Genomic DNA, 25,663 nt, shown 5'->3' with positions numbered 1-25,663 from the left:
CCGTTCAGCGGGTGTCGACCCGCAACGGGTGGTCGTCCGGCACCTCGACCAGGACCAGCGAAAGCCCGTCGGGGTCGTGCACGATGGCCTCGATCAGCCCCCAGGGCTTGTGCTCCGGGGCCTCGTGCAGCGTCACCCCGGCGGCGGTGAGCTCCGCGGTCACGGCGGCGAGGTCGGGCACCTGGAGCCAGAGCCGGACACCGTCGGGCGACGGGGGCCGCTCGTCCTCCGGAGCGGTCTCGGTCAGCTCGAGTTCGGCACCGCCGAGGAAGAGGACCACGCCCCGGTGCGGCGACGAGCCGAACTCGCGCGACCGGTGCAGGCCGAGGATGCCCTCGTAGAAGCGGAGCGAGACGTCGAGGTCGCGCGGGCGCAGCAGGACGCGGCTGCGGAGGACCTGCACCGGGTCAGGCCGTCGGCGAGGGGTCGCCACCGGGTTGGCCGGGGGAGGGGCTCCAAGCGTTCGCGTCGATCGCCTGCTGGCCGGCGTGGTAGCTGGAGCGGACCATCGGTCCGGATTCGACGTGGGCGAACCCGAGCTCCTGCTCGCCGTACACCCGGAAGCTGTCGAACACCTCCGGTGTCACGTACCGGTCGAGGTGCAGGTGCTGGGCGGAGGGCTGCAGGTACTGCCCGATGGTGAGGTTGTCGACGCCCGCGGCGCGCAGGTCCCGCATGCACCCGCGGATCTCGTCGTCGGTCTCACCCATCCCGACGATCAGGTTGGACTTCACCGCGGTCGTGGCGGGGAAGCGTCGTCGTGCCTCGGCGAGGAACTCGAGGCCCCGGTCGTAGTCGAACGACGGGCGGATGATCGGGAACAGGCGGCGGGTGGTCTCGAGGTTGAACGCGAAGACGTCCGGCTCGGCGGCGACGACCAGGTCGAGCGCCGCGGACCCCTTCGCCGGGTCGTGCCCGTACCCGAAGTCGGAGGGCAGCACCTCGACACCGACGTCGGGGGTGCGTGCGCGGATCTGACGGATGGTCTCGGCGACCAGCCACGCGCCGCCGTCATCGAGGTCGTCGCGGGCGACCATCGTGACGACCGCGAACCGCAGACCGAGGTGTCCGACCGCTTCGGCGACGCGGCGGGGCTCGTCGGTGTCGTAGCCGGCCGGCTTGCCCGTCTTTATCTGGCAGAACCCGCAGCGCCGGGTGCAGTCCTCGCCCCCGATGAGGAACGTCGCCTCGCGCTGCTCCCAGCACTCGTAGATGTTGGGACAGCGTGCCTGCGCGCAGACGGTGTTGAGCTCGAGGCCCTCCATCAACGAGGTGACGTCCTTGAAGTTGTCACCGAACGAGGCCTTGACCTTGAGCCAGTCGGGCTTGCGCCCGCCGTGCAGCGAGGTGTCGACGGTCCTGCGCACGACACCGGCCCGCTGGACGCGCTCGCGCGGGAGCACCGTCAGGGTGCGTGCGCCGTCCGGGATGACCGGCTGCGAGGTGGAAGGGGGAGGGGCCACGGGGCGACTCGAGAGGTCGTGGTCGGATGGCGGGACGAGCGTAGCCACCGCGGGGCCACCAGCGACCGGGAGCCCACCGTCCTAGCGTCGCCCGTACCGTGGACGCGTCAGATGAGGAGCGATGACCGGTACCGCACGTGCTGCCGCGCTCGTCCGCGAGCCATCTCCACAGCTCGCCGAAGGTGAGGTGACCTTCCTCGCCCGGACGCCGCTCGATCTGCAGCGCGCCCGCGTCCAGCACGCGGCCTACCTCGACCTGCTCGGGAGGCTCGGCCTGGAGGTCGTCCACGCGCCGCCGGCGCCGGACCATCCCGACGGGGTCTTCGTCGAGGACGCTGTGGTCGTCGTCGATCAGCTCGCGGTCCTGACACGATCGGGTGCAACGTCTCGCCGAGGTGAGACCGACAGCTTGCGCCCGGTCCTGGCCGAGCGGGGCCTCACCCTCGCGACGATCGCCGCGCCGGGGACCCTGGACGGCGGTGATGTCCTCCAGGTCGGCGATGTCATCTACGTCGGCCGCACGACCCGAACCAACGACGCCGGGACCGCCCAACTGCGTGACCTCGTCTCACCGCTCGGCCGCACCGTCACGACGGTCGAGGTCGCGGGCGCGCTCCACCTCAAGACGGCGGCCACCGCGCTACCCGACGGACGGATCCTGGCGGGCTTCGGCCACGTGCCGGCCGCCGGGTTCTCGGGTCGCGAGGTCATCGACGCTCAGGAACCCTCGGGCGCGGACGTCCTGCTCGTCGGCGACGCGGTCGTCATCGCCGCGAGCGCGCCGCGTACGGCGGCGATGTTGTCGGCCCGCGGCTACCGCGTGCAGCAGGTCGATATCGGGGAGTTCGAGAAGGTGGAGGCCGGACCGACGTGCCTGTCGGTCCTGCTCCCGCCGCGGTGGTGACATCCGTCGGCGCGGGCAGCCCTCGGCGAGCGATGGTCGTGGGGACGGCAGCGACGGTCGTGGCTTCCTTGCCGGTGTTCTTCACCGCCGCGATGGCCGTGCAGCTGCGTGCCGAGCTGGGGTTCGGCACGGTCGGCATCGGCGCAGCGGTGGGGGTGTTCTTCGGCACGATGGCGGTGTCCTCGCTCTACCTCGGGAGGGTGGCCGACCGCCTCGGCGCGACCGTGTCGCTGCGCACCGCCTCGTTCGGCATCGCCGCGGCCGCGTTCGGGATCGCGGCGCTGTCGCGGAACTGGCTCTCGCTCACCTCCGGCCTCGTCGTCGCGGGTCTCGCGGCGGCGCTCGCGCAGCCGGCGGCCAACCGTCTGCTGATCAACCGCGTCCGGGGCGCGCGCCTCGGTACCGCGTTCGGTCTCAAGCAGTCGGCGCCACCCACCGCGTCGATGCTCGCCGGCCTCGCCGTGCCGGCCATCTCCCTCACCGTGGGTTGGCGCTGGGCGTACGTCCTGGCGGGCATCGGTGCCCTGATGGTCGCTGTCGCGGTCGGCCCGCGTCCGCCGAACGCGCCGAGGAAGATCCGTCGTGCCGAGCGCGTCAAGCCGGAAGCGCTGCCGCACCGCGCGACGCTGGTGGTGCTCGCGGTCAGCTTCGGGCTGGCGTTCGCGGCCAGCTCGGTCGTGCTCGCCTTCTACGTCGACTCAGCGGTCGAGACCGGTACATCGGAGCGGCAGGCCGGCCTGGTGTTCGCCGCAGCCAGCCTGACCGCCGTCGTGACCCGTCTGGTGGCCGGGGCCGCGTGCGACCGGTACACCTTCGAGCCCCTGCGCCTCAGCGCGGTCCTGCTCGGCAGCGGCGCCATCGGTACCGCCCTGCTCGCCGTCGGGCGACCGGCCACCGTCGTCCTCGGCGCGGTGGTGGCGCTCGGGGGCACGTGGGGGTTCCCGGGGGTCTTCTGGTACGCCCTCGTGCGCGCCTACCCGGCCACGCCGGGTCGCATCACCGGCACGATGGCGCCCGCCGCCCTCGGAGGAGTGGTCGGGCCGATCGGGTTCGGTGCGGTCGCGACGGAGGTCAGCTACTCGGTCGCCTGGAGCCTGGCCAGCGCGGTCGCCCTGCTCGCGGCGGCGGCCATGCTCGTCGGGGCACGCCGGCTGGCACGAACGGGGGCGGTAGGGTGAACGACCTGCTTCCGAGCGACGAGCGACGAGGACCGCGGTGGCCGGGAAGCGGGACGGCAAGGGCAAGGCGGCGCGCCGGAAGGCGCAGATGGACCGCCTCGCGGCCGCATCCGGAGCGGGTGAGTCCCAACGAGCGCGTGCGCGTGAAGACGCCGCCCGAGCTGCCGCCGCGGAGCCGTCGGCCGGACGGTGGCTCGTGGCGACCGAGGCAGGCGACGTCCGCGCGGTCGACGTGGTGGCTGACCTGCTGGTGCTCGACCCGCGGACCAGCCTCCGCGGCCGCGGGGGGGACGCCCTCCGTGACCTCGCGAGCTCGATCGCCGACCTCGTCTCGCTGGACGTCGTCGCCCCTTCGGGCCGCCCGCTGGCCGAGATCGTGGCGGCCGACGCGGAGCTGCGTGACCAGCTGCGGCCCACGTTCGACCTCGACGCGCTGCTCGGAGGCGGGCCGGTGGCTGGCGACCGGCACGACCGGACCGTGCGCCTAGCCGGGTCGCTGCTCGAACGTGCGGCCGCCCATCGCGAGGGGAGCGTGGACCTCCACGTGGAGGTCGCACCCGTCGGGGTGGACCGCCACCCGCAGGCTGACGAGCTGGAGCTGACGGCCCAGATCGCGACCGACGGGCTCGCGCTCCCGGCGGGTCCCGAACCGGCCGTGGTGACCACGACCGGTGGGTGGTTCGCGGTCGCACCGGTCGAGCTGTTCTACGCCGGGGGGCGCGGCCTCCTCACGGGCGTCGCAGCCGAGGTGGGTGGGGCGGCGCTCGCTGCCTGGCTGCAGGAGGTGATCCGCGACCCGATGGAGCCGCGTTGGGCGGCGCTGCACACCCGGATCGCGGCGGACCCTGCGGCGTTGCTCGATGCGGCCGCGGCCCGTGCCGGCAGCGACCACCCGGACGTGGTCGGTCCGGCCCTCGTCGAACTGATCGCCCTCCGGCACCCGATCGCTCCGCCGGGCTGACGGCGCGAGCTGGGTCAGACGGGAGCGGGGATCTCGAGGCCGAGGTCGGCGGGGATCGCGTGCTCGACGCGCGTCCCGAGGACCTCGGCGACGTGGTCGACGGTGCGGTCGGCCACGTCGTCGACGGACAGTTCGGGGTGCCCGAGCGCGGCGATCGACGCGACCTGCTTGTCGGCGAGGCCGCACGGGACGATCCCCGCGAAGTCGCTGAGATCGGGGTCCACGTTGGTGGCCCAGCCGTGCGTCGTGACGTACCGGGCGGAGACGTGCACCCCGACCGCGGTGACCTTCGCGTCCTCGACCCACACGCCCGAGAACCCCTCCACCCGCGACGCGGTGATCCCGATCCCGGCGAGCAAGCGCAGGTTGATCTCCTCGAGGGTGCGGACGTGGTCGACCACCCGCGGACCGTCGAGCTTCCAGATCGGGTAGCCGACCAGCTGCCCCGGACCGTGGTAGGTCACGTCCCCGCCGCGATCGATGCGGTGGAGGCTGATCCCACGTCGCTCCCGCTCGGCAGCGTCGAAGACGAGGTTGTCCTCGTCGGCCCGGCGACCCAGGGTGTAGACGCGGGGGTGCTCGAGCAGCAGCAGGACGTCACCGATGTCACCCGTGGTGCGGCGCGCAGCGAGGTCGCGCTGCCACGCCCACGCGTCGAGGTAGGGCACCTGCCCAGCTCTGACGACGGTGATCCGCGCACCGGGCTCTGCGCGCAACGTCCGCGGATCGCCCGGGACGCGCGCCACGTCAGGCTCCGAGCTCGCCGCGGAAGTCGTGGGTCTCGAGGGTGTACGTGAGGTCCTGGAGGAACCGGGCGGTATCGGCGCCGTCCACCATCCGGTGGTCGTAGGACAGGCACAGGTAGCTCATGTGGCGGATCGCGATGGAATCGCCGTACTCGTCGGAGACCACCACCGGCCGCTTCTCGATCGCGCACGCCGCGAGGATGGCGACCTGCGGCGGTGTGAAGATCGGCGTGTCCCAGAGGGTCCCGCGTGAGCCGGTGTTGGTGATCGTGAAGGTGGCACCCGAGATGTCGTCGGGTTGCAGCTTCTTGGACCGGGCGCGTGCCGCGATGTCGGCGATGCGCCGGGCGAGCGCGGGGACGGTGAGGTCCTGCGCGTCCTTGATGTTGGGGACCAGCAGGCCCTGTTCGGTGTCGACCGCCATCCCGAGGTTGATGTAGCGGTGGAAGGTGGCCGTCCCCGACTCCATGTCGATGGAGCTGTTGAGGGCCGGGTGCCGCGGCAGCACCATGCAGACCGCGCGGGAGATCATCGGCAGGGGCGACAGGCTCGCGCCCTCACGTGTCTTGAAGTCATCTTTGACCGCGGTCCGCAGGTTCATGATCGCCGTCAGGTCGACCTCGACGGCGGCGGTCAGCTGGGCCGTGGTCTGCAGGGCGTTCTGCATCGCCTTGGCGGTGGCCTTGCGCACCCGGGTCAGGTCCTGGGTGACCGCGCGCTCGCCGCCGAAATCGATCTGCAGGGGCGAGGCTTCCGGGCGGGCGCGGCCGCTGGTGGGTGTGGGCGCCGCGGGCGGTGGGGTCGGCGGTGCTGCGGACGCGGGACCTGCGTCGCGCGAACCGCTCCCGCCGGCGTCGGCGTCGGGCGCTGCAGACTCGGAGGACTCGGAGGAGCTCCCCTCGCCACCGGCGGCGATCGCCCGATCGGCGTCCTCACGGGTGATGCGACCGCCCGGGCCGCTACCGCGGACGTCGTCGGGCGAGAGGCCGGCTTCGCGCAGGAGCTTGCGGACCAGCGGCGAGGTCAACGCCGGCTCACCGGAGGTGCTACCACCACTGTCGCTCTTGGCGTCGGATCCGCTGGCCGGTTCGTCCTCGTCTCCGGCGCTGCCGGAGACAGGCTCGTCGCTCTGTGCGGGGTCGGACTGATCGTCCTCGAGGTCCTCGGGGTCGTCGTCGGTCGCGTCCTGCTCCTCGGCATCGGCTTCGTCGGCGTCGGAGCCCTCCGCGTCGTCCTCGTCGTCGGCACCGTCGCTGGTGGCGCCTTCGCCGATGATGACGATGACCTGGCCGACGGCGATCTCGTCGTCGACCTCGGCCTTGAGTTCCTGGACGGTGCCGGCGACGGGGGAGGGGATCTCGGTGTCGACCTTGTCGGTGGAGATCTCGACGAGGGGTTGGTCGACCTCGACCTCGTCACCGACGGCGACGAGCCAGGCGGTGATGATGCCTTCGGTGACGGACTCGCCCAGCTCCGGTAGTTCGACCTCGGTGGCCATCGGCGGATCTCCTCGAGTTGACGCGTCGGTGGGTCAGCCGTGCAGGGCGCGACCGGCCAGGGCCAGGTGTGCCTCACCGATGGCTTCGCCGAACGATGGGTGGGCGTGGATGAGGTGGGCGACGTCGGTGGGCAGCGCCTCCCAGTTGTAGATCAGCTGTCCCTCGCTGATCAGGTCCGTCGCACGAGGGCCGACGAGGTGCACGCCGAGCACGCGGCCGGCGCCACCCTCGGCGTCGTCGTCCTTCTCGGCGATGAGCTTGACCATGCCGGTCGCCTTCATCATCGCCGCGCGACCGAGCGCCTGGAACGGGTAACGCTCGGTGACGACCTCGAACCCCGCGTCCTTCGCCTCGGCCTCGGTGTAGCCCACCGACGCGACCTCAGGGTGGGAGTAGGTCACGCGCGGCACACCCCGGTAATCGATCGGGAGCACGTCGAGGCCGCCGAGCTGGTCGGCCACGAGGAAGCCCTCGGCGAAGGATGCGTGCGCGAGGCCGAGGGTCGGGATGACGTCACCCACGGCGTAGACGCCGTCGACGTTGGTGCGGCAGTACTCGTCGACGGTGACGAAACCGCGGTCGTCGGTCTCGATGCCGGCCGCGTCGAGGCCCGCTCCCTCGGTCACCGGGCCGCGGCCGACCGCGATGAGCAGCAGATCGGCCTTGAGCTCCTCGTCGCCCTTGCCGGTCTCGAGGGTGACCGTCACCGACCGTGAGGTGGTCTTGACGCCGGTGACCTTCACGCCCGTGCGGGCATCGATCCCGGCCTTCCGGAAGGCGCGACCGATCTCCTTGGAGGAGTCGGCGTCCTCGAGCGGCAGCAGCCGGTCCTCGAGCTCGACGACCGTGACCTCGACCCCGAACGCGTGCCAAGCGGTCGCGAACTCCATCCCGACGGCGCCGGCGCCGAGCACGATCGCCTTCTTCGGCAGCTTGTCGAGGGTCAGCGCGTGGTCGGAGCTGATGACCCGCTTGCCGTCGAACTCGGCGAACGGCAGCTGGCGGGGCTTCGAGCCGGTGGCGATGACGAGCGCCGGAGCCGACAGCTCCTTCTTCTCGTCGCCGTCCTCGAGGGTGACCTCGACCGAGTCCTTCCCCGTGACCACGCCGGTGCCGATGAAGGTCTCCACGCCGCGCCCCTTGAGCGCGCCCTGGAGGCCCTTCCACATCTTGTCGACGACGGCGTCCTTGTGCTGGTTGAGGGCCGCGACCTCGATGCCCTGGTAGTCGAGCGTCACACCGAAGTCCGCGGCCGACTGCGCCTGCTCGGCGACCGCGGCGGTCTGCAAGATGGCCTTGGTCGGGATGCAGCCCCAGTGCAGGCAGGTCCCGCCGACCTTCTCGCGCTCGATGAGCGCGACGTCGAGCCCGAGCTGCGCGGCCCGGAGCGCGACCGAGTACCCGCCGGTGCCGCCACCGAGGACGATGACGTCGTGGGTGTGGCCGTCACCCTTCTCGACCCGACCCGCGCGGGGCTGATCGGCGGCAGGCTCGTCGGAGCTGCTCGCAGTGGCGTCCTCCGCGTCCTCCGTGTCGTCCACGTCGGCGCGCCCCTCGTCGGCATCGCCGTCCTCGTCGGCGCTGGCGTCGGACTCGTCGGCGTCGGCACCCGCGTCGCCCTCGGCGTCGCCGCTGTCATCGCTGTCGTCACCGTCGCTGGTGGCGCCTTCGCCGATGATGACGATGACCTGGCCGACGGCGATCTCGTCGTCGACCTCGGCCTTGAGTTCCTGGACGGTGCCGGCGACGGGGGAGGGGATCTCGGTGTCGACCTTGTCGGTGGAGATCTCGACGAGGGGTTGGTCGACCTCGACCTCGTCACCGACGGCGACGAGCCAGGCGGTGATGATGCCTTCGGTGACGGACTCGCCCAGCTGCGGCAGCTCGACCTCGGTAGACACGTTCGGGTCTCCAATCGGAGGGGCGGGAGCGGCACCGTGACCAGCGACGGTACGCGGCTCGAACCTAGCCGAGCCCCCAGGGGGTCGCAGGGGGCGGCACCCCGCCCACCGGTCCGCATCGCTAGCGTCCGTCGGGACCCGGGTGGGCCTCGATCCCACCTGGAGGAACCACGTCCCGCGACCGCGGTTCGACCGCTGATCGGAGCCGCCCCGTGAGCGATCACGCCGACCGACCGACCGCCGCCCGCCCGACCGCCGCCGACGATCCCGACGGGGACCTGCGGCGCACGCCGCTGGCCCGCCGCCACCTCGCCGCGGGAGCCAAGCTCGCTCCCTTCGCCGGGTGGGCGATGCCGGTCTCGTTCGAGGGGGTGCTCGCCGAGCACGCTGCCGTGCGTGAGGACGTCGGGCTGTTCGATGTGTCGCACCTCGGCACCGTGTGGATCACGGGGCCGGCGGCGACCGCAGCCGTCGGGCGCGCTTTCACCGCCGATGCGGTCGCCATCGAGGACGGCGCGTCCCGGTACGCGCTCTGCACCGCCGACGACGGGGGGATCATCGACGACCTCATCGTCTACCGCCTCTCCTCGAGCCGGTGGCTGACCGTGCCGAACGCGGCCAACACCGCAGCGGTCGTCGAGCGGCTCCGACGGGTGGCAGAGGAGCTCGCCGAGGAGGCGCTGCCCGACGTCGCGGCCGCGGCAGCGACGGCGGACCCGGACCCGGTGGAACTCGCGGTCGGGACGGTGTCGATCGACGATGCGTCCGCCGTTTGGGCCGTGCTGGCGGTGCAGGGACCGCGGTCGCTGGAGGTCATCGCCGCCGCCCTCGGCGTCGATGCCGCGTCCGTGCCCTGGGGCGGTGTCACCGACGTCCACCTCGGCGACGACGGTCCCGTGACCGGCCACCTGGTCCTGTGCCGCACGGGGTACACGGGAGAGCTCGGTGCCGAGCTGGTGGTCCCCGCCGAACTCGCCGGCGAGGTCTGGGACGCGCTCCTGTCGGCCGGTGCGACACCGTGCGGCCTCGGGGCCCGTGACACGCTGCGGCTCGAGATGGGCTACCCGCTGCACGGAGCCGACCTCGGGCCGGACGTCACGCCGGCGGAAGCTCGACTGTCATGGGCGGTGCAGCTCACCGATGCCGCCGGGGAGCCTCGCCGGTTCCCCGGCGCGGTCGCGCTCGCTGCCGCGGCGGTCGCGGGACCGCAGCGCCGGCTCTGGGGCGTGCTCACGACGGGACGCCGCCCGTTGCGGGCCGGCTGCGAGGTCCGACGGGGCGACCGGGTGGTGGGCACGATGACCTCGGGCGGCTTCTCGCCGACGCTCGGCGTGGGGATCGGCCTCGGGCTGCTCGCTGCGGACGTGGCGCCTGGCGACCAGGTGGAGGTCGACCTGCGGGGCACGGCTATCGCCGGTGAGGTGGTGCGACCGCCGTTCGTGGGCCGCGACCCGAAGGGGTAGGGCGAGCGGCCGTCGGGTCAGACGAAGCCATCGATGGCATCGGCGACCTTCTCCTGGACCCGCTGGATCACGCTGCGTTCCTCCCACTCGGAGGCGTCGATCTGCCGGCTGCGCGAGAGGTCCTCGGCGAGGTCATCGTCGAGCTGGCGGGTCAGCTCGGGATCGAAGATCACCAGGTCGCACTCCTCGTCGTGGCGGAGGGAGCGGCTGTTGAGGTTGGCGGAGCCGACGTTGGCCAGCTGCCCGTCGATCGTCATGATCTTGGCGTGCAACATCGACCGTTCGTAGCGGTGGATGCGGACCCCCGCGTCGAGCAGGTCCTCGTAGGCCAGCTCGCCGACGACCTGGGGGAGGCGCTTGTCGGTGTGGTCGCCCGGCATGAGGACCACCACCTCGACACCGCGACGTGCGGTCGCGCAGAGTTTCTCGGTCAGCCGAGGATCGGGCGAGAAGTAGGCGGTGGTGATGTTGACGTTGTCCTCGGCGAGGTCGAGCAGCGCGTGCTTGAGCATCGCGATGTCGCTCCAGCCGTGCTCGGCCTCGCCGCGGACGACCTGCACGACCTGGGAGCCGTCCTGCGGCTGTTCGGGGAAGCGATCGCGGTCGTCGGTGATCGGCCAGTCGTCGGCCTCCAGCCAGTCGTCGACGAACGCGGCCCGCATCCCGTCGACGGCCGGGCCACGGATCCGGAAGTGCGAGTCACGCCACTCGGTCTCGTCCCGGGCATCCCCCTCCCACTCCTCGGCGATGCCGACACCGCCGGTGAACGCGATCTCCTCGTCCACGACGAGCACCTTGCGGTGGGTGCGGTGCCCGATGCGTTTGAGGTCCTCGAACCCGCCGTCCTCGGGCCGGAAGTGGTGGACGGCGACACCGGCGTCCGACATGCGCTCGAGGAGCGCCTGGTCGATGTGGCGCGCGCCGAGCGAGTCGAGGATGACGCGGACGCGGACCCCTGCCGCCGCGCGCCCGCACATCGTGCGGGCGAACGCTTCGGCGACGTCGCCTTGCCAGTAGATGAACGTGGCGAAGTCGACGGTGTGCTCGGCGCTCGCGATCGCGTCGAGCATCGCCGGGAAGATCGCGTCACCGTTGCGGAGCCGCTCCACGGTGTTCCCCTCGGTCGCAGGGATACCGAGCAGACCCTCGAGCACACGGCGAGCGCGGACCAGATCGACCGCCAACGTCCCACCTCCAGGTCAAGGCGACCGGACCACGCTAGCTCGCGACGTGGGGCCCACAATGCCGCTCCGGCCGCGTCCTGCGCACGCTGGTGGCCGTACGGACGCCTCCGGGTGGTGTCGCGGTGCGATCGCCAGCCTGGCAGGCTGCCGATCGACGATCCAGAGGCGGGAGCGGACCGTGTTCGAGCAGGCCCAACATCGGGAGGTCGCACCCGTCGCGGTCGTCACCGACGCGCAGGCGGAGCTCCTCGTGGTGACGCTCGGCGTCCACGGCATCGAGGCGACCGCGCCGTCGGTGTCCGCCTTCCCCTCCCTCGACTGGGCGGAGGGCCGCGCCATCAGCGTGCGGATCGATCAGGTCGCTGCTGCGGCCGAACTGCTGCGCGGGTTCGGTCACGAGCCGTTGCCGTCCGGCAGTTGAGCCGTGGTCCGGCTGCTGGTGGGTGTGGTCGTCGTCTACCTCGTGGTCGCTGGGCTCGCCACGGTGTTCCAGCGTCAGCTGATCCACCTGCCCGACACCGCGCCACCGGCAGCGCCACCGGACATCGAGGAGGTCAGGCTCGAGACCGCGGACGAGCTCGAGCTGGTGGGTTGGTTCCTCGCCCACGATCGGCCCGTCAGCACCGTCCTCGTCACACCCGGGAACGCCGGGAACCGCGCGCTGCGCCTGCCGCTGGCGCGAGGCCTGGCCGCCCGGGGCCACGCGGTCCTGCTCCTCGAGCACCGCGGTTACGGCGGGAACCCGGGATCGCCGAGCGAGGCGGGGCTCGCAGCGGACGCGCTCGCGGCGCGCGAGCACCTCGAGAACCGGTCCGATGTCGCCGCGGACCGGATCGTCCACCTCGGGGAGTCGCTCGGGTCGGCGGTCGCGGTGGGGCTGTCGGCCGATCGCGAACCGCTCGCCGTCGTGCTGCGGTCACCGTTCCCCGCCCTCGTCGACGTCGCGCGCCGACAGCTGCCGTTCCTGCCGGTCGGGCTCCTGCTACGTGACCGGTTCGCGACCCTCGACCACCTCGGCGACGTCGCTGCACCGGTGCTCGTCGTGGCCGGTGAGCGCGATGGGACGGTCCCGCTCGAGCTCTCCCGCGCGGTGGCATCGACCGCTGGCGCCGAGCTCCTCGTGGTCGAGGAGGCGGACCACAACGACCGGGCCCTGCTCGACGGCGATCGGTACCTCGACGCGGTCGACGCCTTCATCCGCAGCCACCTCGGGCCGGGGTCGTAGCTCGTGGTGCGGGTCGTCCGTAGCCTCGGCCGCCGACGGGAGGCGACGTGCTCTACCTCGGCTACCTCGACGGTCACGACCTCGGTCCCGACCCGGAGGGCCCGTGGCGGGAGGTCCTCCCGTTGCGTCCGGGCCTCGTGCTCGTCGACAGCGACCTGCACCGCTCGGCGGTCTACCACGCGCTCAAGGACCACCTCCCGCCTGACACCCCGCTGCTCGTGGCCGAGCTGCACGAGGTCCCGAAGTTCAAGGGGATGGCCGCGGGCGCCCTGCGCTGGGCACGCGAGCGTGCGCCGACGTGACCCGCTGTCCTCGGCGGCGCGCGGTCAGACGGACGCGTGCCGGTCGGCGGGGAGGGCGAGCATCCGTTCCAGTGCGACCCGCGCTGAGCCTCGGGTCGCGGCGTCGACCTTCACCTCGTTGACGACCTCGCCAGCGACGAGCGATTCGAGCACCCAGGTCACGTGGGGGAGGTCGATCCGGTTCATCGTCGCGCAGAAGCAGACGGTGTCGTCGAGGAAGACCACGCGCTTGTCGGGGTGCTCGTCGGCGAGCCGCTTGACCAGGTTGAGCTCGGTGGCGACGGCCAGCGTCGTGCCAGGGGGCGCCTCGGCCACCCACCGGATGAGCTGGCCGGTCGACCCGACGCGGTCGGCGCGCTGCACGACCTCGTGGCGGCACTCGGGGTGGACCAGCAGCTCGACGTCCGGTTCGCGCTCGCGCAGAACATCCACCATCTCGGGGGAGAAGCGCGCGTGGACCGAGCAGTGGCCCTTCCAGAGGACCACGCGGGCATCGCGGAGCTGCGCGTCGGTCAGGCCCCCGTCGGGCTGCCACGGGTCGTAGATGACGCAGTCGTCGAGGGACAGGCCGAGCGCGAGCACCGCGGTGTTGCGACCGAGGTGCTGGTCGGGCAGGAACAGGACCTTGCCGTCCGGTCCGGCCTCGTCGAAGGCCCACGCCATCGCTGCCGGTGCGTTCGACGACGTGCAGATGGCGCCGCGGTGATCGCCGCAGAACGCCTTGATGGCGGCGGTCGAGTTCATGTAGGTGAGCGGGACGGTCTCCTCGGCGACCCCCGCGCGCTCCAGCCGGGACCAGGCGTCGCGGACCTGACGGATCTCGGCCATGTCGGCCATCGAGCAGCCTGCGGCGAGGTCGGGCAGGATCACGGTCTGGTCGGGCCGAGCGAGCACGGAGGCCGACTCGGCCATGAAGTGCACCCCGCAGAACACGATGTAGGGCGCGTCGGCGACGGCCGCCTGCCGCGCCAGCTCGAACGAGTCGCCCCGCGCGTCGGCGAGCGCGATGACCTGGTCGCGCTGGTAGTGGTGACCGAGGAGCATCACCCGGTCGCCGAGGGTCGCCTTGGCCGTGAGAGCACGCTCGAGCAGCGCCGGGTCGTCGGCTGCTGGCAGGTCGCCCGGACACACCACACCACGCTCGCTGCTGCGATCGGCACCCCGGCCGAGCAGCAGGAGCGGTGATCCGAGGGGGATGGTGGGCGTGCCGGTCAGGTTCCGAGCCGGTGCTGCAGACGGGCGAACCAGCGGCGTCGCGGTGGCGTTGAGCGTCACGGGGGGAGCCTCTCCGCGGGGGTTCTGGTCACTATGACTAGAACTCCTGGTGAGCGTACCAGCGGTCGACGCAACCGGGAACCCCGGGCTCCCGCACTAGGCTCGTGGGCCGCTGACGCCCGAGAGGGCTGGGTCAGGAGCTGCGCGTGAAGGTCGTGATCGCACCCGACGGGTTCGGGGGGACGCTCACCGCGCTCGAGGCGGCGGACGCCATCGCGGATGGCTGGCTGGGTGAACGGCCCGACGACGACGTGGTGCTCGTGCCGATGTCCGACGGTGGCGAGGGGTTGCTCGACGTCGTCGCGCGTCCCGACGACACGTGGATCGTCACCGAGGTGGCTGGACCGCTCGGGCACCCCGTCGACGCAGCCCTGCTCCTCCGCAGCGACGGCAGCGCGCTGATCGAATCCGCCCGTGCGTGCGGACTGGCCCTGGTGCCCTCCGAACGGCGCACCCCCCGGCTGGCCACCAGCTACGGGGTCGGCGAACTGCTCGACGCCGCACGCGACGTGGGAGCGACCCGCATCTCGGTGGGTCTCGGTGGGTCCGCCAGCGTCGACGGGGGCGCGGGAGCGCTGACCGGGCTCGGGCTCCGGGTGACCGTGGCTGACGGCTCCGGGCTCAAGATCGGCGACGACGACCTCCACCGGGTGGCGGCAGCGTCGTGGGGGTGGGCCGAGGACTGGTCGGGGATCGAGGTGGTGCTGCTGGCGGATGTCCCCCACGTGCTGGCCGACGCGGCGCGAGTCTTCGGGCCGCAGAAGGGGGCCACGCCGGACGAGGTCGAAGGCCTGACCGCTGCGCTCGGCACCTGGGCCGACGTGGCGGAACGCGATCTCGCCCGAGGCCAGCGACACCGCGACGAGCCGGGCAGCGGCGCCGCGGGCGGGCTCGGCTTCGGTCTGCGCTGCGCGCTGCCGACCACCTCCGTGGCTCGCGGCGTCGACGTCGTCGCCGACCTGGTCGGGCTGGACGACGCGCTCGCGGGTGCCGACCTCGTGATCACCGGCGAGGGGCGACTCGACCAGACCTCGTGGACCACGAAGGTCGTGGCCGCGGTCCACGAGCGGGCCCGCGCCGCCGGCGTCGCGACCGTCGCAGCCGTCGTCGGCTCGGTGTCGACCGGGACCGACACGGAGCGTCTGGACGTGGTCGAGTCGGCCAGCGAGTCCGGTCCCGGACCGGATCCGAGCGGCGATGTCGAGGCGGCTGCGGCACGCCTCGCACGCCGACACTGAGGCGGGCGCGGCGGGGCGAGCAGGAGCGCGCCTCGTCCGTCGGCGTGCGGCCACGGCGCACAGCCGGCCGACAGCCCACCACGGAAGTGCGGCCCACGCCCGCTGCGGGTGTCTCGCTCCCCGTGAGCGACATCGGTCACCCCTCGAACGGACAGTGGTCCTCTAGGTTCAGCGGTGACGTCCACCGCGAGGTGCGTCGCGACCCAGGGCCGCGTGCCCGGGCCGTCTAGAGACCAGATAAGGACAGCGCATGAGGCGCAGGTTCACGGTCCCGTCGCTGGCAGCGGCGATGGTGCTCAGCACCATCGCCCTCCCGGCGTCCGGGCAAGAAGCGGACGGGTTCGCGCTCACCGTCCTCCACTCCAACGACGGAGAGTCGGCCTTGCTGCCGAGCTCCTACGACTTCACCGGTGACGAGGACCTCTTCACCCTCGCCTGTCCTGATGGGGCACCGACCTCACCCTTCGCAGACGTGCGGCCGGGCAACCCCCACGCCGGCAGCATCGACTGCGGTTCGGACCGTGACATCATCAACGGCATCTCGGCCACCGAGTTCTCGCCCACCGGGTGGATCAGCCGCGGTCAGGTCGCGACGTTCGTGCTCGGGGTGCTCAAGGCCGCCGACGTTGAGGTCCCCGGCGTCGAGGGTGCACCGGATTTCCCCGACCTGCAGACCGACCACGGTCGCTCGGTCCACTCCACGTCGATCCGACGTCTGGCTGCCGCCGGCATCGTCGTCGGTCGAACCGACGGGACCTTCGGTGCGAACGACCCCGTTCGTCGTGACCAGCTGGCAACGATGGTCATCGGCGCCCTCGCGTTCTCACGCGGTGACGACGCCGTCGAGCCGGATGGGGACAGTCCCTTCACGGACGTGATGGGTGGCACACACGCGGACAACGTCGTCGTCGCCTTGGAGCTCGGCCTGGTGCGCGGCAAGACCGCGGACCAGTTCGCCCCCGGCCACCTGGCGGCCAGGGACCAGACGGCGACGATCGTCATCGGGCTGCTCGGCCGGATCACCGGCGAGACGGTGCCCGCCGGCGGCGCGGCTCGCTTCGTCGACTTCGTCAAGACGCTGCAGGCGGAGGGGACCGGTGACGACGCTGGTGTCGTGACCATCTCGTCCGGCGACAACTTCCTGGCCGGTCCCGAGTACTCGGCCTCGGTCGAGTCCTTCGAGGACGGCGGGCTCTTCTACGACGCCGAGGTGTTCAAGGGAGCCGGATACGACGCGATGACGATCGGGAACCACGAGTTCGACTTCGGTCCTGCCGGTCTCGCCCAGTTCATCGCCGCGTTCGACCGTGAGATCCCGTTCCTGTCGGCGAACCTCGACTTCAGCGACGAAGACGCGCTCGCACCGTTGGTCGCTGATGGCAGCATCACGCCGAGCACGGTCGTCACGGTCGATGGCCGCGAAGTCGGGATCATCGGTGCCACCACCGAGGTGTTGCGCTCGGTGAGCGCACCAGGACCGGACGTCATCATCAACCAGGTCCTGCCGGCGGTCACGGCGCAGGTCGCGGCGCTCGAGGCGGCGGGTGTCGAGATCATCATCCTCGCCAGCCACCTGCAGAACCTCGACAACGAACGCGAGCTCATCGGCGAGCTGTCCGGCGTGGATGCCGTCATCGGTGGCGGCGGCGCCGAAGATCTGCGAGACGCCTACCCGTTCGTCATCGAGGACGCCGATGGGGTCGAGGTCCCGCTCGTGACCACCCCGGGGGACTACCGGGATGTCGGCAGGCTGGTCCTCGAGTTCGATGCGGCCGGTGACCTGGTCGCTGTCGGAGACGACTCGGCGCTCCTCGCCGTCCCGCCGTACGGCCCGAAGGATGAACGGATCGCCACCACCGTCGAGGCACCGGTGGCTGCCGCGCTCGACGAGCTCGCACGTACGCCGGTCGCGGACAACGAGGTGCCGCTCGATGCCCGCACCGCGACGGTCCGGACCCGAGAATCCAACATCGCCAACCTGCTCACCGACGGGATGTTGCGGGCGTCGCGCGATCGCGCGGTGGAGTACGGCGTGCCCGTCGCCGACGTCGCGCTGCAGAACGGTGGTGGCATCCGTGGCAACGCCATCATGACCGAGGACGAGCTGTCGGCGCTGTTCACGTTCAACACCGCGCCATTCGGCAACCGGATCGCCGTCGACACGATCACTGCGGCCAAGCTCCTCGAGCTGATCGAGCACGGCCTCTCGGGCCTCCCGGCCGTCGAAGGACGGTTCGGTCACTGGGCCGGAGTCGAGTTCTCCTACGACGTATCGGAGCCGGCCGGTTCACGGGTGGTCGACGCCGAGGTGACCCGTGCGGATGGGACCACGTTCGTCCTGGTCGCCGACGGCGTCCTGAACGCGGATGCCTCGGACGACATCACCCTGGTCGGGTTGAACTTCACGCTCAACTGCGGTGACGCCTACCCGTTCGATGGTTGCGACCAGGAGCCGCGAGCCGCCGAGTTCACCGAGCTGGGTCTCACCGACCAGCAGGCGTTCCGGAACCACCTCGAGGCGATCGAAGCGGTCACATCCAGTAACTACCCGGATCTGACCGTCGACTTCGACCGTTACAACCGGTACGGGCCGGTCGGGGGCAACTTCCTCGACTGACACGCCGGGCGCGCGCACGACGGCTGGGGCCGCACCGGACCGGTGGCGGCCCCAGCCGCGTCCGGCGGCGAGCCGGCGAGGTGGTCGACCTACGGGGGGCCGTCGGTACACTCGTCCCCGGTTCCTGCCATCCGTGGCCGGTACCGCCCAGTGACCCGGGATCGGGACCGCCGATCCGCAGCGACCGTGAGGAGCGCCCCGTGAGCGCGACCGACACCCCGACCTCCACCGTGACGCTGACCGAGACCGCCGCCGACAAGGTGCGCGGCTTCCTCGTGGACCAGCCGGACGTCGACGATGTCGCCCTGCGCGTGGCCGTGCAGGCCGGCGGGTGCGCCGGGTTCCGCTACGCGCTGTTCTTCGACGATCGCCAGCTCGACGGGGACCTCATCGAGACCCAGCACGGCGTCACCGTGCGCGTCGACAAGATGTCCACCCCCTACATCCAGGGCGCGGTCATCGACTGGAAGGAATCGCTCGAGGCCTCGGGGTTCTCGATCGAGAACCCGAACGCCTCGGGTTCGTGCGCCTGCGGCGACAGCGCCACGTTCTGATGCGCCGGGCCGGTCAGCCGGCCCGCAGCTCGTCGAGCATCGCCAGCAGTTCGGGGATGTCGGCCTTGCCGACGGTCGGGAGGCCGAGTTCGGCCGCGCGCCGCTGCACGTGGTCGTCCACGAACGCTGAGTAGATGATCACCGGCACGTCCCGGGTGAGGTGTTCTGCCACCTCGATGCCCGTCATGCCGGGCATCAGCTGGTCGAGCACGATCGCGTCGTAGACGCCGCTGGTCGCCTGCGCCAGAGCGTCGTCGCCGTCCACGGCGGTGTCGACGTCCCACCCGCGGCGCTGCAGGTTCAGCGACACCACCAGGCGGATGCCGGCATCGTCGTCGGCCAGCAGGACCCGCACGTCAGCCTCGAGCTTCGTCGGCGGCGGGCACGGTCAGGGTGAACCGGCCACCGGCGTCACCGTCGTCGAGCGTGATCCGAGCGCCCTGGGCTTCGGCGAGCGCGCGTGCGACGAAGAGTCCGAGCCCGCTGCCGGTGCTGTCCGGAGCGCGGTAGTCCTTCTCGAAGACGTGGTCCCGAGCCGACTCGCTGACGCCGGGCCCCTGGTCGATGACCGACACGGTCACCTCACCGCCGGCCGCTGCGAGGACGAGCGCGACCGGAGCGTCCGACGGCCCGAACCGGAGCCCGTTGGCGACGAGCTCGCTGACGATCTGGCGGGTCCGGGCGGGGTCGACCATCCCGCGCGGGACGTCACCACGGACCTCGAGGGTGAGCTCCCCGCGGTCGGCGTAGAGCTCGACGATCTCACCGAGCAACGCGGCGATGTCGGTCGGCACGACCTGCACCGTCGGGGCCCGACCGTGTTCGAGCGCCGCGTAGTCCAGGAACTGCTCGACGAGCCTGCCGAGGTGGCGAACCTGGCGCTTGAACACGGCCTGGACGTGGTCGGCCTGCTCGGGGGAGATGTCATCGGTCAGCCCGAGGTCCGCGATGCCCTGGAGGACCGCGACCGGGGTGCGCATCTCGTGCGAGATCCCGGCGACGATGGTGTCGCGGAACTCGGACGCTGCCCGCAGCGACTCGAGTTCGACGGCACGCTTGGCAGCCAAGCGCAGCTCGAGTTCATCGACGACGACCGTCGCGAGGTCCTCGAGGTTCTCGATCTCGCCCTCGCGGACGGCCCGAGGGGCGCTGTCGATGACGTTCAGGGTGCCGAGGTTGTGGCCGTCGGAGGTGCGCAGGGGGACCGCGAGGTAGAAGCGGAGCCCGAGCTCGCCGCACACGAGCGAGTTCGACAGGGTCCGCGGATCGAGGGACGCGTCGGTGACGATGTAGGGCACCGGATGGACGATGGCGGACGCGCACAGGCCGGGTTCGCGGTCGATCTGTGAGACGCCGTCGAGCCCCACGGCGGACTTGAACCAGATGCGGTCCTCGTCGACGATCGTGATGGTGCTGATCGGGACGTCGCTCAGCCGGGCCGCGAGCGCCGTGATGCGATCGAACGCCCCGTCCGGCGGGGTGTCGAGGATGTCGTACCGCCGGACGGCATCCATCCGGGCGGCCTCGTCCGCGGGGGACAGGCCGGGCAGCGCGCTCTCCACGTGGTGCTCCTCGCACGTTCCGGTCGGGCGGCCGCTCACCCTACCGACGTCGTCCTGGGCGCAGTACCGACGAACCGCTCCCGCGACCGCTCCGCGGACCGTCCGCTCGGGCCGCCGCTAGCGTCGCCGCGTTGGTTCGGCCGGGAGCCGCCGTGGACGACGATGGGTCGGGGTGGAACGAGGTCCTCGTCGGAGGGTGGTCCGACGAGGTCCGTCGTGCGGTCGTCGACCTGGTCGGGGGGTTGACCGTCGGCTGGCGGGGGCCGCTCGTGCGCACGCTGAGCGACGAGATCGGCGCCGACCGCGGGTGGACCGAGACGTTGCACCGGGTGGTGCTCGACGCGATCGGGCAGGTGACGGGTGCCGATCTCGAGGCGCTCGGGAGCCAGGCCGCCTGGGCCTGCTACGAGGACGCTTGGAGCGCGCTGCAGCAGGTCTGGGGCGATGGCGGCGACCTCGCCACGGTGCCGCTCGGACAGGAGCTCGCCGTGACGGAGCTGCTCGCCGAGCTCCCACCCGCTGTCGCAGCCGCGGCGGGCGCGGACGTGCGGGGTCCACGGGCCGACCCTCTGTGGGTCGCTGGACGCTTGCGCATCGACGTCGACGCTCTCCATCGCGCGCTGACACGAGGTGGCATGGCCGGCGCGGACGAGGTGCGGGTGGAGACGGTGCTCGATCGGGTCGCGGGTCGCCGCCGATGAACGGCGACTGGCCTCGCCTCAGCTGTCGGCGGTGAACGTCTCGGTGCCCTCGTCGAGCTCGAGCACGACCTCGACGACCCGGTAGGTGCCGGTGCCGTCGTCCTCGGTGGCGATGGTCTTGCGACCGGGGCGCCAGTCCTCGATCAGCATCATCTGTTCGTCACCGTGGCGCCCGACCCGGACGTCATCCCACAGCTCGAGGACCTCCTCCTCGGTCTGCCCGAGCAGCGAGCGGGCGTCGCGACGAGCTGCCTCGACGTCGAGCGGGCCATCGTCGGGTTCGCCGTCCGGTTCCCGGTCCTCAGCGCAGCTTGGCGACCAGGAAGGTCCAGCACCCGTCGGCCTCCTCGGCGCTGCGCAGCTCCTGACGCTGCATCCGACACCAGACGGGGACGTCGACCTTCGCGGCGGGGTCGGTCGCCAGCAGCCGGACGACCGCCCCGACGTCCTGCTGTTCGACGGCGCGCGCGAGCTCGATCACCGGCAGCGGACAGGCGAGGCCGCGAGCATCGACCTCGACCTCGACGTCGTGGGACGGGTCGGACACCGGCGGCTCCTCGTCCGGGGGACCGCGACCGGTCTCCGGGGCGCGAGGCTACCGAGGTGGGGTCGCAGCGACCTCGCCGTCGACGTCGAGGACGACGTCCTCCCGGGCTGGGGTCGTGGCCTTCGGTCGGCCCCGGTCGACGTCGTAGGTGATCTCCGCGCCGCGGAAGTCGGGCGCTTCGTGGACGGCGACCATCACCGCGCTGATGGCGGCGTTCACCGACGTGGCGGTGACCGTCACCGTGGCGCGGACGTGCGGGCGGGTGTCGCCCGCTGGCCACCAGGCCATCAGGTGCTCGGTGGCGCCGGCGATGCGCAGGACGCGGTCGAGATCGTCCGGGGTGGGCCCGGCGACGCCGTCGTGGGCCTCGGGCAGCCGGGCCGTCACCACGATGCGGACCTGCCGAGCCTCCCCCGCGCGACGGGTGGGTGCGGGCGTCGCGGCCGCGCTGGCCGCTTCGGCGAGCCCCGACTCGCTCTCGTGGACCGGGCCGACATCGACGGCGACGAGCAGGGTGGCGTCCGGGGCGGCCCACGCCAGGTGGGTGGTCGCCGAACGCAGGCCCGAAGCCGTCGGGGCCACCGCTGCGACGACCAGGTCCGACGGGCGGGCGAGCGCTCCGACCGCGCGGTCGGTGCGGCGAGGGTCGTGGTGGACGCGATCCCCGAGCGAGGAGATGGCGATCGGGACCGCGACCTCGGACGGGCCGGTGCGCAGCACGGTCGTGGGTTCGGGAGCTGCCGCGCCGAGCCGCCTCGTCAGCTCCGCGGCCAACGACAGACCACGGTCTCCGCCCGGCAGCAGGTGGTCGGCGTGGACGGGCAGCACCGCACGGCGGTAGGGGACCGCCCCGAGCCGGATGATGGCGAGCGGGACCGACGATCGTCCGATGAGCGAGTCGATCAGCTCACCGAAGACGTTGGACGTCGAGGAGCGGCCGCGCCACCCCATGAGCACCAGCGAGGCGTCGTGTTCGCGGACGGCGTGGAGGGTCCCGTCCACCGGATCGCGAGCCTCGATCACGATCCCGCGGGCGGCGACGCCGAGCTCGCGAGCGGTGGCTTCGGCGTCGGCGACGCCGCCCCACGCGTGCGCGCGGACGTCCGCGTCGGCACCGATCGGGACGACCGTGAGCGGGATCACGGTGCCACCGTCGGGGGCGGCGATCCGGGCGGCGCACAGCAACAGGGGGCGTACCGAGGCGGGGTTGACCACCGGCACCACGATCGTGCGTCCGAGCTGTTCCACGCTCGACCTCCCCTGCGCGGGCGGCGTCCCGCCCCACGCTCCGCCCAGCATGCCGTATCGACGGCGCCCCCGCCCGGGGAACCGGGCGGACGGGGCGAACCGGTGCGCACAGGCGCTACTCGGTCACGACCTCGAGCTCACCCTCCTCGTGGGACGCGCGCAGGACCTTCTTGTCGAACTTGCCGACCGAGGTCTTCGGGACCTCGTCGACGAAGGCGTACCGCTCGGGACGCCACCAGCTGGCGACCTTGCCCTCGAGGAAGCCGTTGAGTGCCGATGGATCCACGTCAGCGCCCTCGCGGAGGACCACGCAGGCGAGCGGGCGCTCGTCCCACCGTTCGTCCGCCACGCCGATGACCGCGCACTCGACGACGTCGGGGTGGCCCATGAGGGCGTTCTCGAGGTCGACCGAGCTGATCCACTCGCCACCGGACTTGATGACATCCTTGGTCCGGTCGACGAGCTGGACGAACCCGTTCGGCTCGATGACGCCGACGTCGCCGGTGCGCAGCCACGGCCCGTCGAACTTCTCGGGGGTGTCGACGCCGTGGTAGCGGGCGGTGATCCACGGCCCGCGCACCTGGATCTCACCCATGGATTCGCCGTCCCAGGGCTGTTCGCTGCCATCGGGATCGACGATCCGCATGTCGACGCCGGGCACGAGCCGGCCGGTCTTGGCGCGGTAGTCGATGCTCTCCTCGCCGGTCACGCCGGCGGGTGGTGTCGACACGGTGCCGAGCGGGGACATCTCGGTCATGCCCCACCCCTGGACGATGGTGATCCCGTAGCGCTCCTCGAACTGGCTGATCATCGACCGGGGCACGGCGCTGCCACCGACCACGACCCAGTCGAGGGAGGACAGGTCGATGTCGCGGCTCTCACCGAAGGCGAGCACCCCGTTCCACACCGTCGGGACGGCGGCGGAGCAGGTCGGCTTCTCGGCCTCGATGAACGCCACGAGCGGTTCGGGCTGCAGGTGTTCGGCCGGGAGCAGGAGGTCGGCTCCGTAGACCCACCCGATGTGGATCAGGCCCCACGCGTTGGCGTGGAACTGCGGGACGATGACGAGCAGCTTGTCGCCGTCGTCGACCCCGACCCCGCCGGCGGCGGCACCGAGGGTGTGGGTCCAGATCGAACGGTGCGAGTAGACGACCCCCTTGGGGTTGCCCGTCGTACCGGAGGTGTAGCAGGAGGCCGCTGCCTGCTTCTCGTCGAGCTCGGGCCAGGCGAAGCCGTCGACCGCCTCGGCGAGCAGGTCGTCGTAGCGGACGACCCGGGCGGGGTGATCGTCGAGCGCGCTGGCGTCACCGTCGCCGACGACCACGAACACCTCGACGTCGCCGATCTCGGACAGGACGCGGGCGAGCAACGGGATGAGGTTGTCGTCGACGATGATGACGCGGTCACCGAGGTCGCCCACCACGAACGAGAGCTGGTCGGGGAACAGGCGGATGTTGAGCTGGTGCAGCACGGCGCCCATGCAGGGGATGGCGAAGTAGGCCTCGACGTGCTCCTGGTGGTTCCAGCAGAACGTGCCGACCACGTCCCCCTCGCCGATGCCGAGCGACGCCAGACCCGCGGCGAGCCGTCCTGCCCGGTCGTAGGTCTCGGCGAAGGTCACCCGGCGGGCGTGATCACCGCGCCAGGTCACCACCTCGCGGTGTCCGTTGACCCGCCGTCCGTGTTCGAACAGCTGGGTGACGGTCAGGGGGTGGTCCTGCATCGTGCTGTCGACCACGTCGAGCTCTCCCGGTCACTGACGGTGGATCGCGAGCCTACGGGCCTACCTGCCCACCCGGGCCCGGAGGTCGGTCACCGCCGTGGCGTAGGCGTCGATGAACCGGTCCGCGTCGGCGACGGTCACGTCCGGACCGTGGGAGATCCGGACGTGGCCGTGGGTCAGTGCCCCCATCGCGACCAGGACGTGGGAGGGCTGGCCGCTGGTCGACGCGCAGGAGGAACCGGAGTGCACCGCGAAGCCGGCGGCGTCGAGCGCACCCACCAGCGCCTCGCCGTCGACGTACAGCGCGGACACCGCGACGATGCCCGGGTGGGCGTCGGCGAGGGGACCGTGGACCTCGAGATCGGTGACGACATCCGGCAGCCGCGTCCGCAGGTGCCGACGCACGACCTCGCGGGCGGAGTGCTCGGTCTGCATCCCGTCGATCGCGACCTGGAGCGCCACCGCGGCCGCGGCCACGGCCGGGACGTCGATCTGGCCGGCCCGCTGGCGACGCTGGCGATCGTCGCCCTCCTGGACGGCGACGACCCGTCCGCGTGGCCCCTGGGCGAGGAACCCCACCCCGCGGGGACCGCCGAACTTCGCGGCGCTCGCGGTCAACAGGTCGGCACCGAGATCCTCGACCGACAGCCCGACCTGCCCGACGGTCTGGCAGGCGTCGACGTGGAGCAGCGCGCCGACGGTCCGGCACCGCCGAGCGACCTCGACGACCGGCTGCAGGGTGCCGACCTCGTGGTTGGCGTGTTGGAGGTGGACCGCGAGGGTCCGGTCGGTCAGCTTCGCCGCCACGGCGTCCGGGTCGACGGCGCCGGACCGGTCCACGTCGACGACGTCGACCTCGAACCCGTGGTCGGTCCGGAGCCGCTCGCAGGCGGCCAGGACCGCGGAGTGCTCCACCGCGGAGGTGATGATGTGGCGGCGGGTGCCGCCGGCCAGCGCGTCGGCGCGGGCTGTCCCGATGACGGCGAGGTGCACGGCTTCGGTCCCGCCGGAGGTCCAGGTGACCGCGTCGGGGGCTGCACCGACGGCCGCGGCCGTGGCGGTGGTCGCCCGTTCGAGGAGCTCCGCCGACGCGCGTCCCTCGGCGTGCGCGCGGGCGGGATCGCCGACGGCGACCTCCGCGGCGTCCGTCCACGCAGCCGCCGCCTCCGCTCGGAGCGGCCAGACGGCGGCGTGATCGAGGTACATCCGGGTGCGCACGACCGCACCCTACGGCAGGCCACGGCCGCGATCCTGGCTCGGGACGGGGTGGACGACCGTCCGACCCGGTCTCGCGCGACCTGCCCTAGCGTCGGCAACGACCGGTCCGGTCCGGGGCGGGCCGGTGACATCACCGCAGCGAGAGGGATCACGA

Annotated in this window: 24 protein-coding genes and 2 pseudogenes; 11 read left to right on the top strand and 15 right to left on the bottom strand. The window is 72.1% G+C overall.

Features of this window, described 5'->3' with window-relative positions; translation table 11 throughout:
• Positions 1-4: 4 nt before the first annotated feature.
• Positions 5-403, bottom strand: coding sequence for a VOC family protein (locus WEB03_RS05165; RefSeq protein ID WP_368069882.1), 399 nt, complete (start codon positions 401-403; stop codon positions 5-7).
• A gap of 4 nt (positions 404-407) precedes the next feature.
• Positions 408-1,463 (bottom strand): lipoyl synthase, encoded by a 1,056-nt coding sequence (gene lipA, locus WEB03_RS05160; protein WP_368069881.1) that lies wholly within the window; start codon positions 1,461-1,463, stop codon positions 408-410.
• A gap of 121 nt (positions 1,464-1,584) precedes the next feature.
• Here lipA and WEB03_RS05155 point away from each other — a divergent pair, with 121 nt between their 5' ends.
• From WEB03_RS05155 to WEB03_RS05145, 3 genes are read left to right on the top strand one after another with little or no spacing between them, the layout of a single operon-like run.
• Positions 1,585-2,367 carry a dimethylarginine dimethylaminohydrolase family protein gene (locus WEB03_RS05155; RefSeq protein ID WP_368069880.1) on the top strand — a complete coding sequence of 261 codons (783 nt, stop codon included), beginning with the start codon at positions 1,585-1,587 and terminating at the stop codon, positions 2,365-2,367.
• 59 nt (positions 2,368-2,426) lie between these two features.
• Positions 2,427-3,545: an MFS transporter gene (locus WEB03_RS05150; protein ID WP_368069879.1), complete on the top strand. Its 1,119-nt coding sequence runs from the start codon at positions 2,427-2,429 to the stop codon at positions 3,543-3,545.
• Between the two features lie 37 nt (positions 3,546-3,582).
• Positions 3,583-4,506, top strand: coding sequence for a hypothetical protein (locus WEB03_RS05145; protein ID WP_368069878.1), 924 nt, complete (start codon positions 3,583-3,585; stop codon positions 4,504-4,506).
• 14 nt (positions 4,507-4,520) lie between these two features.
• Here the strand turns inward: WEB03_RS05145 and lipB are convergent, their stop codons facing one another.
• From lipB to WEB03_RS05125, 4 genes and pseudogenes are all read right to left on the bottom strand, one after another.
• A complete protein-coding gene (gene lipB / locus WEB03_RS05140; protein ID WP_368069877.1) occupies positions 4,521-5,252 on the bottom strand; it encodes a lipoyl(octanoyl) transferase LipB in 732 nt (243 codons plus the stop codon).
• 1 nt (position 5,253) lies between these two features.
• Positions 5,254-6,753, bottom strand: a pseudogene (sucB, locus tag WEB03_RS05135) (2-oxoglutarate dehydrogenase, E2 component, dihydrolipoamide succinyltransferase); the annotation flags it as partial.
• Positions 6,754-6,783: 30 nt separating this feature from the next.
• Positions 6,784-8,178: a dihydrolipoyl dehydrogenase gene (gene lpdA / locus WEB03_RS05130; protein ID WP_368069942.1), complete on the bottom strand. Its 1,395-nt coding sequence runs from the start codon at positions 8,176-8,178 to the stop codon at positions 6,784-6,786.
• Positions 8,179-8,436: 258 nt separating this feature from the next.
• A pseudogene (locus WEB03_RS05125) lies at positions 8,437-8,652 on the bottom strand (biotin/lipoyl-containing protein); the annotation flags it as partial.
• Between the two features lie 212 nt (positions 8,653-8,864).
• Here WEB03_RS05125 and gcvT point away from each other — a divergent pair.
• On the top strand, positions 8,865-10,115 hold the full coding sequence (gcvT, locus tag WEB03_RS05120; protein WP_368069876.1) for a glycine cleavage system aminomethyltransferase GcvT: 1,251 nt from the start codon (positions 8,865-8,867) through the stop codon (positions 10,113-10,115).
• 17 nt (positions 10,116-10,132) lie between these two features.
• Here gcvT and WEB03_RS05115 read toward each other — a convergent pair whose 3' ends face one another.
• Positions 10,133-11,299, bottom strand: a complete 1,167-nt coding sequence (locus WEB03_RS05115; protein ID WP_368069875.1) for a phosphatidylserine/phosphatidylglycerophosphate/cardiolipin synthase family protein — start codon at positions 11,297-11,299, stop codon at positions 10,133-10,135.
• A gap of 178 nt (positions 11,300-11,477) precedes the next feature.
• On the opposite strand from WEB03_RS05115, the gene WEB03_RS05110 reads away from it, so the two are divergent.
• Genes WEB03_RS05110 through WEB03_RS05100 form a run of 3 tightly spaced genes read left to right on the top strand, consistent with a single transcriptional unit; the run spans position 11,478 to position 12,826 of the window.
• Positions 11,478-11,720 (top strand): hypothetical protein, encoded by a 243-nt coding sequence (locus tag WEB03_RS05110; RefSeq protein WP_368069874.1) that lies wholly within the window; start codon positions 11,478-11,480, stop codon positions 11,718-11,720.
• 3 nt (positions 11,721-11,723) lie between these two features.
• Entirely contained in the window at positions 11,724-12,524 is an 801-nt protein-coding gene (locus WEB03_RS05105; protein WP_368069873.1) for an alpha/beta hydrolase, read from the top strand.
• A 47-nt stretch (positions 12,525-12,571) separates the two neighbouring features.
• A complete protein-coding gene (locus WEB03_RS05100; RefSeq protein WP_368069872.1) occupies positions 12,572-12,826 on the top strand; it encodes a hypothetical protein in 255 nt (84 codons plus the stop codon).
• A gap of 24 nt (positions 12,827-12,850) precedes the next feature.
• On the opposite strand, the gene nadA is transcribed toward WEB03_RS05100, so the two are convergent.
• Positions 12,851-14,041, bottom strand: a complete 1,191-nt coding sequence (gene nadA, locus WEB03_RS05095; protein WP_368069941.1) for a quinolinate synthase NadA — start codon at positions 14,039-14,041, stop codon at positions 12,851-12,853.
• Between the two features lie 206 nt (positions 14,042-14,247).
• Here nadA and WEB03_RS05090 point away from each other — a divergent pair, with 206 nt between their 5' ends.
• The 3 genes from WEB03_RS05090 (at position 14,248) to WEB03_RS05080 (ending at position 18,510) form a co-directional block, all read left to right on the top strand.
• Positions 14,248-15,339 (top strand): glycerate kinase, encoded by a 1,092-nt coding sequence (locus WEB03_RS05090; protein ID WP_368069871.1) that lies wholly within the window; start codon positions 14,248-14,250, stop codon positions 15,337-15,339.
• A 250-nt stretch (positions 15,340-15,589) separates the two neighbouring features.
• The gene (locus WEB03_RS05085) at positions 15,590-17,956 is read left to right on the top strand and encodes a 5'-nucleotidase C-terminal domain-containing protein (RefSeq protein WP_368069870.1); all 2,367 of its coding nucleotides are present in this window, start codon (positions 15,590-15,592) and stop codon (positions 17,954-17,956) included.
• 200 nt (positions 17,957-18,156) lie between these two features.
• The gene (locus WEB03_RS05080) at positions 18,157-18,510 is read left to right on the top strand and encodes a HesB/IscA family protein (RefSeq protein ID WP_368069869.1); all 354 of its coding nucleotides are present in this window, start codon (positions 18,157-18,159) and stop codon (positions 18,508-18,510) included.
• A 13-nt stretch (positions 18,511-18,523) separates the two neighbouring features.
• On the opposite strand, the gene WEB03_RS05075 is transcribed toward WEB03_RS05080, so the two are convergent.
• Together WEB03_RS05075 and WEB03_RS05070 are read right to left on the bottom strand one after the other, a co-directional pair.
• On the bottom strand, positions 18,524-18,865 hold the full coding sequence (locus tag WEB03_RS05075; protein WP_368069868.1) for a response regulator: 342 nt from the start codon (positions 18,863-18,865) through the stop codon (positions 18,524-18,526).
• A gap of 1 nt (position 18,866) precedes the next feature.
• The gene (locus tag WEB03_RS05070; protein ID WP_368069867.1) at positions 18,867-20,072 is read right to left on the bottom strand and encodes an ATP-binding protein; all 1,206 of its coding nucleotides are present in this window, start codon (positions 20,070-20,072) and stop codon (positions 18,867-18,869) included.
• 152 nt (positions 20,073-20,224) lie between these two features.
• On the opposite strand from WEB03_RS05070, the gene WEB03_RS05065 reads away from it, so the two are divergent.
• Complete coding sequence (locus WEB03_RS05065) at positions 20,225-20,773, top strand: hypothetical protein (protein WP_368069866.1); 549 nt, start codon at positions 20,225-20,227, stop codon at positions 20,771-20,773.
• An 18-nt stretch (positions 20,774-20,791) separates the two neighbouring features.
• On the opposite strand, the gene WEB03_RS05060 is transcribed toward WEB03_RS05065, so the two are convergent.
• The 5 genes from WEB03_RS05060 to WEB03_RS05040 form a co-directional block, all read right to left on the bottom strand.
• A complete protein-coding gene (locus WEB03_RS05060; protein ID WP_368069865.1) occupies positions 20,792-20,926 on the bottom strand; it encodes a hypothetical protein in 135 nt (44 codons plus the stop codon).
• Between the two features lie 148 nt (positions 20,927-21,074).
• On the bottom strand, positions 21,075-21,320 hold the full coding sequence (locus tag WEB03_RS05055) for a sulfurtransferase TusA family protein (protein WP_368069864.1): 246 nt from the start codon (positions 21,318-21,320) through the stop codon (positions 21,075-21,077).
• 48 nt (positions 21,321-21,368) lie between these two features.
• Positions 21,369-22,568 carry a universal stress protein gene (locus WEB03_RS05050; RefSeq protein ID WP_368069863.1) on the bottom strand — a complete coding sequence of 400 codons (1,200 nt, stop codon included), beginning with the start codon at positions 22,566-22,568 and terminating at the stop codon, positions 21,369-21,371.
• 115 nt (positions 22,569-22,683) lie between these two features.
• The gene (locus tag WEB03_RS05045) at positions 22,684-24,291 is read right to left on the bottom strand and encodes a long-chain fatty acid--CoA ligase (protein ID WP_368069940.1); all 1,608 of its coding nucleotides are present in this window, start codon (positions 24,289-24,291) and stop codon (positions 22,684-22,686) included.
• Between the two features lie 60 nt (positions 24,292-24,351).
• Entirely contained in the window at positions 24,352-25,509 is a 1,158-nt protein-coding gene (locus tag WEB03_RS05040) for a cysteine desulfurase family protein (RefSeq protein ID WP_368069862.1), read from the bottom strand.
• Positions 25,510-25,663: the final 154 nt, after the last annotated feature.

It is taken from the genome of Nitriliruptor sp., from assembly GCF_040882075.1.
In the GTDB taxonomy this organism is placed as follows: Bacteria; Actinomycetota; Nitriliruptoria; order Nitriliruptorales; family Nitriliruptoraceae; genus Nitriliruptor.
This window is presented reverse-complemented; position numbering and strand designations above follow the sequence as displayed.